This is a genomic window from Bradyrhizobium sp. SZCCHNS30572, assembly GCF_032484415.1.
Lineage (GTDB): Bacteria > Pseudomonadota > Alphaproteobacteria > Rhizobiales > Xanthobacteraceae > Bradyrhizobium.
Genome location: NZ_JAUESY010000003.1, coordinates 336078 through 350020 on the forward strand (window position 1 = coordinate 336078; position 13943 = coordinate 350020).

Annotated in this window: 13 protein-coding genes and 1 tRNA gene; 4 read left to right on the top strand and 10 right to left on the bottom strand. The window is 64.3% G+C overall.

Features of this window, described 5'->3' with window-relative positions:
- Nucleotides 1-145: 145 nt before the first annotated feature.
- From QX048_RS09810 to QX048_RS09830, 5 genes are all read right to left on the bottom strand, one after another.
- The gene (locus QX048_RS09810) at nt 146-1063 is read right to left on the bottom strand and encodes an MBL fold metallo-hydrolase (RefSeq protein ID WP_315724110.1); all 918 of its coding nucleotides are present in this window, start codon (nt 1061-1063) and stop codon (nt 146-148) included.
- A gap of 72 nt (nt 1064-1135) precedes the next feature.
- Nucleotides 1136-2341, bottom strand: coding sequence for an NAD(P)/FAD-dependent oxidoreductase (locus QX048_RS09815; protein ID WP_316172492.1), 1206 nt, complete (start codon nt 2339-2341; stop codon nt 1136-1138).
- A 39-nt stretch (nt 2342-2380) separates the two neighbouring features.
- Nucleotides 2381-3370 (bottom strand): alpha/beta hydrolase, encoded by a 990-nt coding sequence (locus QX048_RS09820; protein WP_315724106.1) that lies wholly within the window; start codon nt 3368-3370, stop codon nt 2381-2383.
- A 99-nt stretch (nt 3371-3469) separates the two neighbouring features.
- Nucleotides 3470-4423, bottom strand: a complete 954-nt coding sequence (locus QX048_RS09825; protein WP_316164908.1) for an AraC family transcriptional regulator — start codon at nt 4421-4423, stop codon at nt 3470-3472.
- A gap of 59 nt (nt 4424-4482) precedes the next feature.
- The gene (locus QX048_RS09830) at nt 4483-5232 is read right to left on the bottom strand and encodes an SDR family oxidoreductase (protein WP_316172491.1); all 750 of its coding nucleotides are present in this window, start codon (nt 5230-5232) and stop codon (nt 4483-4485) included.
- 138 nt (nt 5233-5370) lie between these two features.
- Between QX048_RS09830 and QX048_RS09835 the strand changes: the two genes are divergently transcribed.
- Nucleotides 5371-6948 (top strand): winged helix-turn-helix domain-containing tetratricopeptide repeat protein, encoded by a 1578-nt coding sequence (locus QX048_RS09835; RefSeq protein ID WP_316164906.1) that lies wholly within the window; start codon nt 5371-5373, stop codon nt 6946-6948.
- Between the two features lie 250 nt (nt 6949-7198).
- Entirely contained in the window at nt 7199-7429 is a 231-nt protein-coding gene (locus QX048_RS09840; protein ID WP_316170950.1) for a helix-turn-helix domain-containing protein, read from the top strand.
- Between the two features lie 174 nt (nt 7430-7603).
- Here the strand turns inward: QX048_RS09840 and QX048_RS09845 are convergent, their stop codons facing one another.
- A complete protein-coding gene (locus QX048_RS09845) occupies nt 7604-8005 on the bottom strand; it encodes a hypothetical protein (protein WP_316172490.1) in 402 nt (133 codons plus the stop codon).
- Between the two features lie 340 nt (nt 8006-8345).
- Here QX048_RS09845 and QX048_RS09850 point away from each other — a divergent pair, with 340 nt between their 5' ends.
- Nucleotides 8346-8597 carry a helix-turn-helix transcriptional regulator gene (locus QX048_RS09850; RefSeq protein ID WP_316172489.1) on the top strand — a complete coding sequence of 84 codons (252 nt, stop codon included), beginning with the start codon at nt 8346-8348 and terminating at the stop codon, nt 8595-8597.
- A 488-nt stretch (nt 8598-9085) separates the two neighbouring features.
- Nucleotides 9086-10327 carry a site-specific integrase gene (locus QX048_RS09855; RefSeq protein WP_315769434.1) on the top strand — a complete coding sequence of 414 codons (1242 nt, stop codon included), beginning with the start codon at nt 9086-9088 and terminating at the stop codon, nt 10325-10327.
- A gap of 323 nt (nt 10328-10650) precedes the next feature.
- Here QX048_RS09855 and QX048_RS09860 read toward each other — a convergent pair.
- From QX048_RS09860 to QX048_RS09875, 4 genes are all read right to left on the bottom strand, one after another.
- A tRNA-Ile gene (locus tag QX048_RS09860) sits at nt 10651-10726 on the bottom strand.
- A 175-nt stretch (nt 10727-10901) separates the two neighbouring features.
- Nucleotides 10902-11873: a tripartite tricarboxylate transporter substrate binding protein gene (locus QX048_RS09865; RefSeq protein WP_315828333.1), complete on the bottom strand. Its 972-nt coding sequence runs from the start codon at nt 11871-11873 to the stop codon at nt 10902-10904.
- An 83-nt stretch (nt 11874-11956) separates the two neighbouring features.
- Nucleotides 11957-13168, bottom strand: a complete 1212-nt coding sequence (locus QX048_RS09870; RefSeq protein ID WP_315828332.1) for an ABC transporter substrate-binding protein — start codon at nt 13166-13168, stop codon at nt 11957-11959.
- 184 nt (nt 13169-13352) lie between these two features.
- Nucleotides 13353-13943 (bottom strand): cation transporter, encoded by a 591-nt coding sequence (locus tag QX048_RS09875; RefSeq protein WP_315717976.1) that lies wholly within the window; start codon nt 13941-13943, stop codon nt 13353-13355.

The window sequence follows — 13943 nt, forward strand, 5'->3', positions numbered from 1 at the left end:
GACCGCTGCCGGATCACCGGAACCAGTTAGAGCTCGCGCCTAAGCGCGATCGGCGAAGCCGGCTGACCAGCCTTGCAAACTGCGGCGCAGGCACACTCCGTTGGTGATGTCCTGCGCCGCAGCCCGGCTTCAATCCGGTGAACGATTAGTAGTCCCAGTAGATCGGCACGAACCGAAACACGTTACCTTCGCGCCCGACGCGTCCGATGGACGGGAACGGCATATGGGTGGCGACCAGTAGCTCGCCCGTCTTCGCCAAGTCCCGCAGCAATCCCTCGCGAACGCGCGTTGCCTCGTCCGGGTCGTGCTCGAAGCCGTTGTGCCAGTCGGGATGGTCGAAGCCGACCGTGAACACGGCGTCGCCCGCGAAGGTCATCGCTTCGCCGCCGGACGTCAGGCGGACGATGCTGTGTCCCGGGGTGTGACCGCCGGTGCGGCGGACGACGACGCCCGGCGCGACTTCGTGCTCCTCGTCGAACTGCCGGATCTGGTTGTGGTACTCCCTCGCGAACCGCTTCGCGGCTGCGCGCAGCGCGTCCGGGAAGCCTTCCGGCATCGCCGTTCGCGAGAAATCCGGCGCCCGCCAGAATTCGACTTCGGCGGCCGCAACATGGATCTGCAGGTCCGGCCGCAGCCGGTCTTTCACGCCCTCGACCAGCAGGCCGCCGACGTGATCCATGTGCATATGGGTCAGCACGACGTCGGTGACGGACGCGAGATCGATACCGGCGGCGTCGAGGCGTTTGATCAGCTGTCCGGCCCGCGGCAGGTTCAGGTCGGGATCCGACCCGAGCCCTGCGTCGATCAGGATGGTCTTGCCGCCGCTCCGGACGACGACGGCATTCAGGGCCCAATCGAAGGCGTCGGTCGGCAGGAACATGTCCTTGAACCAAGCGGCCCGCGCCGACGGCGCAGCGTTGTGCCCGAGCATCGTGGTCGGCAGCGGGAGCACCCCGTCGCTGATCACCAGCACGTCGATCTCGCCGACCTTCAGGGCATAGCGCGACGGCACCAGTTCATCCGGCTTCGGTGTGACGAGGTGTGAGGTGTTTTGCAGATTCATGTTGGTCTCCTGTTGCAGGTTATTGAAGGCTGGTTTCATCCCTGAAGACGTCCGGCTCGTTCGGTGAGGCGGTCAGAGATCGGTGACGCGTTCCGGATCGGCGGAGGCGAGCGCGGCGGCACGTTCGGCAAGCGGCGGGTAGATCCAGGCGGTGTTGATCTCGCGTTTGGTCTTCTTCGCCTGGTCGCCGACCATCTCGATCGTCCGATCCCAGCCGCGTGTAAACAAAGCGCCGGCCTCGCCGAGATCGAGGCAGGTGACGTAGGCCGCCTGGTGATAAGGCGCGGTCGGAACGCCGAGCAGTTCGGCGGCGGCGTTATTGCCGGCGAAAGCGCCCATCCGCGTGGCGTGCTGGCACGACATTAGCGCGTAGTTGCCGGCATCATCACAGGCGGCACGCGCAGCGTCGCCGGTCGCGAAGATGCCCGCCGCGCTCGGCACGCGCAAGTCGCGGTCGACCAGCAGCCGGCCGAAACTGTCGCGCTCGGCTGGAATCTGCGCGGTCAGGGGCGCGGCACGCATGCCGGCAGCCCAGATCACGGTCTCGGCTGCGATGCGCTCGCCACCCGACAAGGTCACGCCGGACTGGTCGAGCGACGCAACGCCGACTCCCAGCCATGTCTCCACGCCGATCCGCTTCAATGCGTTCTCGATGACGGGACGCGCGGTTTCGCCCATGTCGGGGGCGATGACCGGATTGCGCTCGACGATGACGACGCGCGGCCGCGCATCGGGGCCGAGAATGGCGCGGAGCCGCGCGGGCATCTCGGTGGCTGCCTCGATGCCCGTGAACCCGCCGCCGGCGACGACGACCGTGTCGCGGCCATTCCCGGCCGGCCGGCCGGCCAGTCCGTGCAGGTGCCTGTCGAGGGCCACCGCGTCGTCCAGCGAGTCGACGCTGAAACCGTACTCGGCAAGGCCGGGAATGCTCGGACGAAACAGCCGGCTGCCGGTGGCCACGACCAGACGATCGTAGGCGAGCCGCGTTCGTTTGCCCCCGGGTGCCGCTATGCTCACTTCGCGCGCCGCAGCATCGATCGCCTCGGCGGTGCCCTGCACATAGACCACGTCGATCGCCTTGAGCACATCCAGCAGCGGCGCCGTCAGCGTTTCGGGGTTTGGTTCGTAGAGCCGCGGACGGACAACCAAGGTCGGCTCCGGGGCGATCAGCGCGATCTCCAGCGCCTCGGGCGAAACGCCGTGGATGTCGCGCAGCCGGGCGGCGGACAATGCCGCATACATACCGGCGAAGCCGGCACCGATGACGACCAGTCGCATTTTGTGTCTCCTGTGATTGGATTGGATCGATGCAGAGGATCAGCCGGCGATGAAGGCCGACAGGTCGGCATTCACGATCGCTGCATGGGTGGTACAGATGCCGTGCGGCAGGCCGTCGTAGATTTTCAGCGAGCTGTTCTTCAGCAATTTCGCCGAAAGCGGCGCCGAGTCCGCGACGGGCACGATCTGGTCGTCGCTGCCGTGCAGGACGAGGGTCGGCACCGCGATGGCCTTGAGGTCTTCGGTGAAGTCGGTTTCGGAGAACGCCTTGATGCCGTCGAGATGCGCCTTGGCGCCGCCGCTCATGGCCTGACGCCACCAGTTCCAGATCACGGCCTGCGACGCCGTGGCACCGGGGCGGTTGTAGCCAAAGAACGGACCGCTCGCGAATTCCAGATAGAACTGCGCCCGGCCGGCGGCGAGCTGCCGGCGCACATCGTCGAGAACGGCGATCGGCAAGCCGCCGGGATTGTTCTCCGTCTTGACCATCAGCGGCGGCACGGCGCTGATCAGCACGAGCTTCGCGACACGGCCGCGGCCGTGACGCGCGACGTAGCGCGCGGCTTCGCCGCCGCCGGTGGAATGTCCGACATGGACCGCATTTCGCAGGTCCAGATGGTCGACGACCGCGGCAGCATCGGCCGCGTAGTGATCCATGTCGTGGCCTTCGCCGACTTGGCTCGAACGGCCGTGACCGCGGCGGTCATGGGCGATCACGCGAAACCCCTTGCCGACGAAATGCAGTATCTGAGTGTCCCAGTCGTCGGACGAGAGCGGCCAGCCGTGATGGAAGACGATCGGCTGACCCGATTTCGGCCCCCAGTCCTTGTAGAAGATCTTCACGCCGTCTTTGGTCGTTACGAACGCCGTCGGATCCACCGCTTGCGCGGCGAAGGTCGAGCTTCTTGACTCCTCGCCGATCGCGGTCGTGGAACGGACGCTGAGCGAGACCGCAGACATCACCGAGGTCGCGAGGATCTTCCGGCGCGTGGTGTTCACAATCCGATTGAGCGGCTTGTTCAAGGGCATTGGTCATCTCCGATTGGTGGGCTTGGACACGATGATGATCTAACGAACCCTGTGTGCTGGTGCCCCAGCGCGGTTGCGGCGACTAAAGAGCAATTGCTGCTAACGCGCCCGCCGGCGCCAATCGGTAGGGGTGTCCCCGGTCAGCCGCTTGAATGCAGCAGCAAACGCGGTCTGCGAGGCGTAGCCGAGCGCGGCCGCGACCGTGACGACGGACACGTCCGGGTCGCGCAGCATCTGCATCGCCTGCTCGAGCCGGCGCTGGCGGAGCCAGGCGTGCGGCGAGAGCCCGGTGCTTTCCTTGAAGGCGCGGCAGAAATGGAAGCGCGACAGGCCGGCGTCCGCGGCGAGCGCCGCAAGCGAGACGTCCGCGTCGCTCTCGGAGCGAAGCCGCTCGATGGCGCGCATCAGCACTCTCGGCGCCAGACCGCCGACGATGGGCTGGACCGCGGTCGGCGCGCCGGTGTGCGCGGCCAGCAGACGCGTGGCGAGGAGGTCGGTGAGTTGCTGTCTGAACAGCGAATCCAGGGCCTCGCTGCCTTCCAGGACGTCCGCCGCGCTCAGCAGCAGGCGGGACGTGATCGGGTCGGGATGCGCGGTCCGTTCCAGGAGATCGGCCGGCCTGTTGGTTTCGGCTTCGTCGGCCACACGAACCAGCGTGCTGTGCGGAAGATAGAGCTGCACGACATCGACCGGCTTCGGGATGTCCCATCGCGAGCTCGCGCCCTCGGGAATGATGATCACGACGCCGGGACGAAACGTGCCCGCCGAGACGAAACGTCCCGACCGCCGCTCCATGCGCTGAACCACGCCGTTGTAGGCCATGATGACGTGGTGGGTCATCGGCTCGACGACGTCGTGGAGCGGGTCGTGCTTCCAGTGCGTCACCCCGCCGCCGGTCGCGTCCAGTGCCATGCGAAATGGCTCGGTGCCGAGCACGCGGGCCATCTCGGCGTCCGCGAGAGGGCGGTTGGCCGACGGGCGAACGGCTTCGCGCGGTTCGGGCGCTGCCGCCGTCTCCTCTCCCTCAAGATCGTGTGGAACTGCCTTGGTCATGTTCATCTCGCACGAGGACGGCGTGGCGGTTGCCGGAGAGCACCGCCGGCCGCGCTGCGTTACTGGCGAAGGGAGGAAAGCCAATCGGCGAAGCGGATGACGCCGAGGCGCGGATGGTCGCCCGGCGTGAGCGATCGGTCGTCCAGCTCCGCGCCGAAATAGCGGGCGTGGATATCGGCGACGACCTTGCGCGGGTCGTTGATCGCGGCGAGGTATCTGCGGCCGAAGTCGTCGAGGCTGAGCTGCTCCGGGCCGGCCAGTTCGATGATGCCGTCGATCGGCGGGGCCAGCGTCACGGCGGCCAGCGCGGCAGCGACATCGTCCGCGGCGACCGGCTGAAACAGCGCCGGCGACAGCCGGGCGACTTGTCCATGCGTGGAGGTCGCGACGATATCGTCGGCAAATTCGTAAAACTGTGTGGCGCGGAGGATGCTGTAACGACGCCCCGAATTCCGGATCAGACGCTCTTGGGCGAGCTTGCCGCGGAAGTAACCGCAATCCGGAAGGCGATCGGTCCCGACGATGGACAGTGCGACGTGGTGCTGTAAGCGCGCGGCGATTTCGGCCGCAAGGACATTGCGGGTGGACCTCGTGAAGAATTCCAGAACCGCGCCGTCCTCGAACGACGGTGAATTGGCGACATCGACGACAACGTCCGCGCCCGACAGCGCGAAGTCGAGCCCGTCACCGGTGACGGCGTCGACACCCGTGCGGGGGGAGGCCTGAACGACATCGTACCCCTTGCGGCGCAGCAAGCCGGCAAGCTTGGTCCCGATCCGGCCTGTGCCCCCGACGACAACGATCTTCATGCTGATTTTCCTCGACTTTTCCAGCCGGAGACGGCCTTATTGCGACGGCGAGGATGAGCTGATGCGGGCAGGAACGCCTTGCGGACGGGCTGAATCGGCCTTCAATTCTCATTGGATTGTCGTCCAAGCGGAGCGGCTTTGCGTTTCCTGTTCGAAGATTTTTGCCTGGATGCGGAGCGGCGCGAGCTGACCCGTGGCTCGCAGCTCGTCGCGGTCGGGCCGAAAGTTTTCGACCTTCTGCTCTACCTGGTCCGCAACAGGGATCAGGTGGTGACACGGGACGATCTGCTGACCGCCGTCTGGCAGGGTCGCATCGTCTCCGAATCGACATTGACGAGTCACGTCAACGCCGTGCGCCGGGCAGTCGGAGATAGCGGCAAGGAGCAGCGCCTGATCCGGACGATTTCGCGCAAGGGAATGCGCTTCATCGGGCAGGTCCGGCAGGACGAGGTGTCCGCCACCGCCGTAGACGCCCGATCGCATTCTTCGGCGGGCGACCAGCGGCCGACGCTGTCACTCCCGGATGCTCCCTCCGTCGCGGTGCTGCCGTTTCGTAACCTCAGCGGCGATCCCGGGCAGGACTATTTTGCGGACGGCGTCGTCGAAGACATCATCACTGCGTTGTCGCGGATCGGCTGGCTGTTCGTGATCGCCCGCAATTCGAGCTTCACCTACAAGGGACGCACCGTGAATGAGCAGCAGGTCGGCCGCGAGCTCGGCGTGCGCTACGTCGTCGAAGGCAGTGTGCGGCAGTCCGCGAACCGGGTACGCATCACCGGGCAACTCGTGGACGCGACCACCGGCACTCATCTGTGGGCGGATAGGTTTGAAGAGACGATCGACGACCTTTTCGAGCTTCAGGACCAGATCGCAACCAGCATCGTCGGCGTGATCGCCTCACAACTCGAGCGCGCGGAAATCGACCGCGCCCGGCGAAAGCCGACGGGGAATCTGAGCGCGTATGATCACTATTTGCGCGCGATGCCGCATTTGCACCGCGGGACGCGCGACGCGATCGACGAGGCTTCGCTTCTGTTTCAGAAAGCGCTTTCGCTCGATCCCAGTTTTGCCTCGGCCCATGCGATGGCGGCGTGGTGCTATTGCCTGCGAAAGATCAACGGCTGGATGACCGATCAGTCCCTGGAGTTCGCCGAAGGGATCCGGCTGGCTCGTTCGGCGATCGAATTGGGCAGGGATGACGCCGTCGCGCTGACCCGCGCGGGGCATACACTGGCCCATCTGGACGGTGATCTGGAGGGCGCGGTTGCATTGCTCGACAGGGCGCTGCTGCTCAACCCCAATCTGGCGGCGGCCTGGTTCTTGGGCGGCTTCCTGCGGGTTTTGCGCGGTGATCCCGAGAGCGCTATCGATTTCTTCACACGTGCGATGCGATTCAGCCCGCTCGATCCAGAGATGTTCCGGATGCAGGCCGGGATGGCGATGGCGCATTTGTTCGCGGAGCGCTTCGAGCTGGCTCTGTCCTGGGCCGAACGATCGTTCCGGCAATTGCCGAGTTCAGGGTTCGTCGTGCTGATCATCATCGCGTCGCACGCGCTTGCCGGGCGGATGGAGCAGGCGAAAGACGCAGCCGCGCATTTGCTCAAGCTGCATCCCGCGTTTCGGATGTCCAATCTGGAGAATTGGATACCGATCCAGCGGCCTGAGCATCGGGCTACGTTCAAGAAGGGGCTGCGGCTGGCGGGCCTGCCGGAGTGAGAGCGCAGCTTTACGACCCGTCAATCGATCGCTGAGGTGTGCTTCTGGCCTGAAGCTGACGATATCACTCATCGAAATGAGATGCGGTTTCTTGAGCACACCGGACATCGCGACGCTAGATCGAAGTGGACGATACGCCTTTGTACCGCCGTTCGCTTTCTCTTTCACTATCCACGAGTACGTCTGGCTATCGAGCGCCGCTGGGACCGGAAAATACTGCATTCATGGTCGCGTGATCGGGAGTGATGCAATGGAGGATCGAAAATACCTGACACCGGAGGAAGTCTCGGATCGCTACCGTGGCGCAGTGAGCGTCGGAACACTCCGGAACTGGCGAGCAATGCGCGTTGGGCCGGCCTTCGTCAAAATCGGGAAAGCGGTCCTATATCCGATTGGTGAACTCGACGCGTGGGACAAGAGAAACACGGTGTCCTGCCGTGCGCCAGGACGGTCGCCGGCGACTGGGCATGATCAGGCGTGATGATCACGATTTGTCGCGCGCTACCGTCCCCACTCTCCGTCCCCCGTTGATGGGGGATCTTCCAAAATTCTCGTTCTGTCAGTTATTTAGCTGCGGCGCTACGCTCATTCACAACCAGTCGCCTTGCAGATATTCGCCACGCCTCCGTTGCCCGAAGGCCAGGACAGAGCGGCGCTATTCGCTGGAATTCGGCTGACGAATGTGCACAGGCGCGTGCGCAATCTTACAGATCGCCTCAACGAGTAGACGTACCGCTCGCCCTTGCCACTCGATTTGATCGATCGGAGCTTCCCAATACTCCGACAGGACGTAGGCTAAATGACGGGCCTTTATGCTCAGGCCTTTCACCGTGTGAGCAGGAGTTTCCATGATCGCCCGTTCGATGGGATCAAGACGGGCCAGCAGCGCCTCGTCATATGCCGTAACGTACTCGTCAGCTCGCTTAGATAGGTCGGGAGCGTCACGATCGAGTTCTGTCGCCAGCGCAACAAACTGTTCCTCGAGAGCCGAGAGACTGGCGTCTGGGTCCGACGACGTCACAGAGTCGAGACTATTGAACGAGATTCGCGTGTCCATTTGAGCTCCGACAGAACCGTTTGCGCAGCACACAGCCTCAAAGCCGCCACCGGCTTGGTCCCTGGTGTTTCGATGGTGGCTAATATTCGCTCACGCTGGTATTGACGCTGTTGCAGACGCGTTGTGCTGGCCCTCGGCCTCCTTGTTGTTGTGCTCGATCGCTGTCACCGCAATTGTCCGCTCAGAAGGACTGCTTGGCATCGCACTTCTCGCTCACAATCAGCTTCGGCCGCGGCGTTGCACACTTGAAAGTCTGCATCCGCTCACCCGAGAGGTCTTCCGCTCTGAGGATATCGATCGGAATATACGTTATTACGTATAGATGGCAAGAGCTTCCAATGTGTCTCTTGCCCTCATGGTTCGGCGGGACATTCATGCCGCGCGGCAGATACTGGCGCGCAATTTGCGGCGTTTTCGGCTAGATAAGGGCTTGACTCAGGAGGAACTGGCTAATGCGGCTGGTCTCCGGCAGGCGCTGATCAGCGAGCTGGAGGCGGGTAAGCTCGATGTTCGGCTCGATACGTTAAGCCGAGTGGCCATCGCGTTAGATGCGACGCTGGCTGAACTGTTTCACGAGAGCAAACGAGGCTGACGGGACGAGCGTGGGGCGGTGCCACGCTGTTGCGGTAACTCAGCAGGCCGCAATCCCGCGGCAATTCGACAAGTGGCAGCGCCTGCTGGCCCTGAGGAACGGGGGTGGCGCCGCCGCGAATTTCTAATTTGCAGCAGGGCGCGGCTGAAGCGCAGGTCTTTTGTTTTCGCTGCGCTATCCGATTGCGCGCGTGCACACTTAGTTGCACGCCAGCCTTGGCTTATCAATTTCTTCAGCGTCCGGCTCCAGCTAGTTTGGTGCTAGCTCGCGTTCTCGCTCTGAAGAATCCTGATGGCAGATCGTCCGCAACCGAAAATTGCGCCTGACACGCCCCTTCGCCTTGCCGATGCCGTGAAGATCGCGTTTCCTCTGGGAGGAATGACAGTTGCAGGTCTGCGACGGGAGCGCGACCGTAATCGGCTGATCATCGAGAGAATTGCCGGCAAGGAATTTACGACGCTGGCTCACATTGAACGGATGCGAGAGCTATGCCGCGACGAAGCAAGGGAGCTCGACTCCAGCTCAAGGCCGCCCGTCGGGACAAGCGCGGGAGGATCACCCACCGAGCGACCTGGATCATCAGAGACAACGGTCGGGATGTCAGCACAGGCTGCGCTGCGGATGAGGTTGCAGCAGCCGAGAAGAAGCTCAAAGAATACATAGCGTCCAAATATACGCCGAAGCGGCGCGTGAGGCATATCGACGACATCCCGATCGCAGATGTCCTCTCGGTTTATATCGATGCTCAGCTCCAAAAATTGCGGGACCGCTTCGCGGTGGACGGTCAGGCTGAGGACACGGTGCCGGCGATCAGGAAGTTCAAGAAGCGGATTGAACGATTGAACGACTGGTGGGGCGCTAAGACGCTCGGCGAGGTCAACGGCGAAGAGTGTCGCGCGTATAGGAAGCAGCGCTGCAATCGGGGCGGCGCCCGGCGAGATCTGGAGGATCTGCGCGCCGCCATTGGCCATCATGCTGCCGAGGGATTTCATCGCGAGATTGTCAAGGTCTCATTGCCGGAGAAGGGGCAGCCCCGGGACAGGTGGCTCACTCGTGGCGAGGCTGCCAAGCTAATCTGGACGTGCTGGCGTTATCGCGAAAGGCAGAAGGCATCGCGCCGCCCCGAGGACGACATCAAGATCAAAACGGCGAAACGTCCGCTGAGACATCTGTCTCGCTTCATTCTGATTGGGATCTATAGCGGGACCCGCGCAGGAGCCATCGCGTCAGCGTCCCCAATACCGGCGGTAGGGCGCTCTTATGTGGACCTTGAGCGGGGGCGGTACTATCGGCAGAAGCAGGGCGTAGCGAAGACGAACAAGCGGCAGCCGACGGTTCCGATCCCTTCCCGCCTGCTCGCTCACTTGCGACGCTGGCACCGGATCAATCCGGAGGCCAAGCATTTCGTCGAGTTCAATGGCAAGCCGGTGGCTTCGGTCAAAACCGCCTTCAAGAACGCTGTAAAGCTCGCCGAGCTCGGTCCTGGAGTATCGCCCCATACACTCAGGCACACGGCAGCAACGTGGCTGATGCAGCGCGGCGCGGACCCCTGGCAGGCCGCGGGCTATCTCGGCATGTCGCTCGAGGTCCTGCTGAATACCTATGGTCACCATCATCCGGACTATCTGTCCGATGCCGTCGAGAAGATCGCGAAGCGTGATTCCGTTCCCAAGCAAACGGCGACGACATCGGGTACGGTCATTGCGTTGCGACGGGTCAAATCGGAATGAACGCCTCGCGATCTTGAGCGAAGCGAACCGTAGACATCGCCTCGATATCCTCGTGTCGTGCTGGGTCATGCGGCCTGGTGGCCTGGCTTGCTTAATCAAAGCTCACCTGCTCGCTGCGTGAGACGATGCTGTCGTCGGGCAAGGCGGCGTCTCTGCGGCCAGGAGTTTCTCTTACATCGCCGAGGCTACCCGACGATGGCGTGAGCCAGTGGACGCTGAGCCCTGCGGCTTCCAAACGAACGAATAGTGGACGTATCTGGTGCGGTTTCTGGTGCGGTGAGCCCGCCGCGAGAAAATAAGAGCAGGTAAGTTACTGAGTTTGCTGGTGGGCCCGGCAGGACTCGAACCTGCAACCAGACCGTTATGAGCGGTCGGCTCTAACCATTGAGCTACAGGCCCCGCGACGCTGAGGTCTTGCCGGCGGCGGGCAGGAGCGGGCCTGTCCGGCGCGGCGTCGGAACCCCAACGACGGCTCGGGCTCCGTTTACAGCCTGGCCAGCCATCCGGCAATGCCGCTGCCCGATTGTTTTGGCGCGCTTCCGTCGCCGCCGGACCGTCCAGGCGCGCCGCGACGCTAGTCCACCGAAACCCCGGCGAATTCCACCACCTTGCGCCACTTCTCGGTCTCGTCGACGACCAGCTTGCCGAACTCCGCCGGTGTCATCGCGCGCGGGATGCCGCCGGTCTCGGTGAGTCGCGCCACCAGCTTGGGGTCCTTCAGCGCCTCGTCGACCGCCTTGTTGAGGATCTCGACGATGTCGGGCGGCGTGCCCTTGGGCGCCGAGATGCCGTAGAAGCCGACCGATTCGTAGCCCGGCACGGTCTCGGCGATCGCGGGCACGTCCGGCACCGTCGGCCAGCGCTGCGGCGATGTGACGCCGAGCGCGCGGACGCTGCCGCCGCGCGACTGTTCCAGCGCCGTCGGGAGGTTGTCGAAAATCAACTGCACCTTGTTGGAGATGATGTCGGGAAAGGCCAGCGCCGAGCCGCGATAGGGCACGTGCAGCATGTCGCATTTGGTCATCGCCTTGAACAGCTCGGCCGCCATGTGCACCGAGGTGCCGTTGCCGGAGGACGCGAAGGCGATCTTGCCCGGGTTGGCCTTGCAGTAGTCGATGAACTCCTTGACGGTCTTGGCCGGCACGTCGTTGCTCACCACCAGCATGTTGGTGAGCTGCATGATGCTGGCGACCGGCACGGTGTCGCGGATGAAGTCATAGGGCAGCTTCTTGTAGAGCGAGGTGCTGATCGCGTTGTTGGGCGCGACGAACAGCAGCGTATAGCCGTCGGGCGGCGAGTTGATCGCGGCGGCGGCCGCGATGTTGCCGCCCGAGCCGGTGCGATTCTCGACCACGACCTGCTGGCCCAGGTGGTCGGACAGCCACTGCGCCATGATGCGGGCGACGATGTCGACGGGCCCGCCGGGGGCAAAGCCGATCAGCCAGCGGATGGGACGGTCCGGATAGGCGGCGAGCGCCGGTCCCGGTTTGGCGGCGAGTCCCGCCGCGACGATCAACCCGAACAGCAGCGCGCGCGCCAGCCTCATGCTCGTCTTCCCCCATTGATTGTTGTCGTTCAGCTCGCATGCGGCGGCCCGGTCGCCCCGGCCGCCGATCGTTCAGTGCGCGGTCACTTCTTGATCAGCGGGCACGCCGGATCCGGCGGGCCGAACGCGTCATCGCCTTTGATGGTCGCGAGGATCTTGTAGTAGTCCCAGGGATATTTGCTCTCCTCCGGCGATTTCACCTGCGCCAGCACGAGATCATGCACCATGAGATTGTCGGCTCGCAGCTTGCCGTTGCGGGCGAAGAAGTCCTCGACCGGCGTGTCCCGCATCTTCGCGGCGACCGCGAGCGGATCGTCGCTGCCCGCCGCCTTGATGGCGTTGAGATAGTGCATGACGGCGGAATAGACGCCGGCCTGCCACATCGTCGGCATCCGGTTCATCTTGGCGAAATAGCGCTTCGACCATTCGCGCGTCTTGTCGTCCATGTCCCAGTAGAACGAGGTGGTGAGCAGGAGCCCCTGCGCCGCCGGCAGGCCGAGCGAATGGATGTCGGTGACCAGCGCGAGCAGCGCCGCCATCTGCTGGCCTCCCTTGAGCAGGCCGAACTCGGATGCGGTCTTGATCTCGTTCATGTTGTTGGGCGGGCCGGCGGCGATGCCGATGATCTTGGCCTTGGAGGCCTGCGCCTGCAGGATGAAGGACGACAGATCGGGCGTCGCGAATGGCGGCCGCACCGCGCCCACGACCTTGCCGCCATTGGCGGTGACGACGCTGGAGGCGTCGCGCTCCAGCGAATGGCCGAAGGCGTAGTCGTCGGTGATGAAGAACCAGCTGTCGCCGCCGCGCTTGACGACCTCCTTCGCCGTGCCGGTGGCGAGTGCGCGGGTGTCGAACACCCATTGCATCGCGTAGGGCGAGCAGAACTTGCCGTGAAAATCGGCGGCACCGGTCGACTGGGTGATGAACAGCTTCTTCTTCTCGGTGGCGATGGTCTGCACGGCGAGGCCCACCGCGGAGACCGGCACGTCGACGATGAGATCGACCTGCTCGGTGTCGTACCAGCGGCGCGCGATCGCGGCACCGATGTCGGGCTTGAGCTGATGATCGCCGACGATGACGCTGATCGGCTTGTCCAGCACCTTGCCGCCGAAATCATCGACCGCCATCTGCGCCGCGGTGACGGAGCCTTGTCCGGTCGGCGTCGAGGCCGGGCCGTTCATGTCGCTGAGCACGCCGATCTTGACGACGTTGTCGGAGATCTCGGCCTGCGCGGCGGTCGTGACCAGCAGCGCGGCTGCGGCCCACGCCGCCCGCTTCAAACAGCTGAGTTGCAATCAGTCCTCCACCGGTAGCGGCGTGACGCCGTTGTTTGTTCCGGCTCTGCCGGCCGGTCCGCCTATCTGCAATCAATCCAGGGCGGCCGTCAATCATGCCGGACGGCGGAGCGGTGGAGCGATCCCGTGCGCTGCAATGCCGCAAGCAGTGAGGTCGTCGCGCGCGCGCAGGATTCTCGGCCGTTCAGGCCTTGGCGGTCTTTTGCTCTTCGTGCGCAGCCTCCCACACCTCGCGCGCGGCGTCCGCATTCATGAGCGCGATACCGACCCCCACGATCAGGTCGGGCCAGATCGAGGGCCACACAAAGGCGGTCACGAGACCGACCGCGATGATCGCGATGTTGGCGAAGGCGTCGTTGCGTGCGGACAGGAAGGCGGCGCGGGTGAGGCTGCCCTGGTGGTCCCTGACCCGCGCCAGGATCAACGCGCAGCCGAGATTGACGATCAGCGCGCCGAGGCCGGTCACGGTGAGCGGCAGCGGTGCGGGTACGATCGGCGTGAAGAACTTCTCGCCGGCGGTCCACAGTCCGGCGACCGCCGGCGCCAGCAGGATCAGCGCCAGCACCTTGCCGAGCAGCGCCCGCCGCGGGGCGCTCCAGCGCAGCGCCAGCGCAATCAGGATGTTGACCGAGGCGTCCTCCAGAAAGTCGACGCTGTCGGCGAACAGCGACACCGAGCCGATCGCCAGCGCCACGGCGAACTCGATGCCGAAATATCCGAGATTGAGCGCGGCAACGGCAAGCACGGCGCGGCGAACGATGGTTGTCGCGTCCAT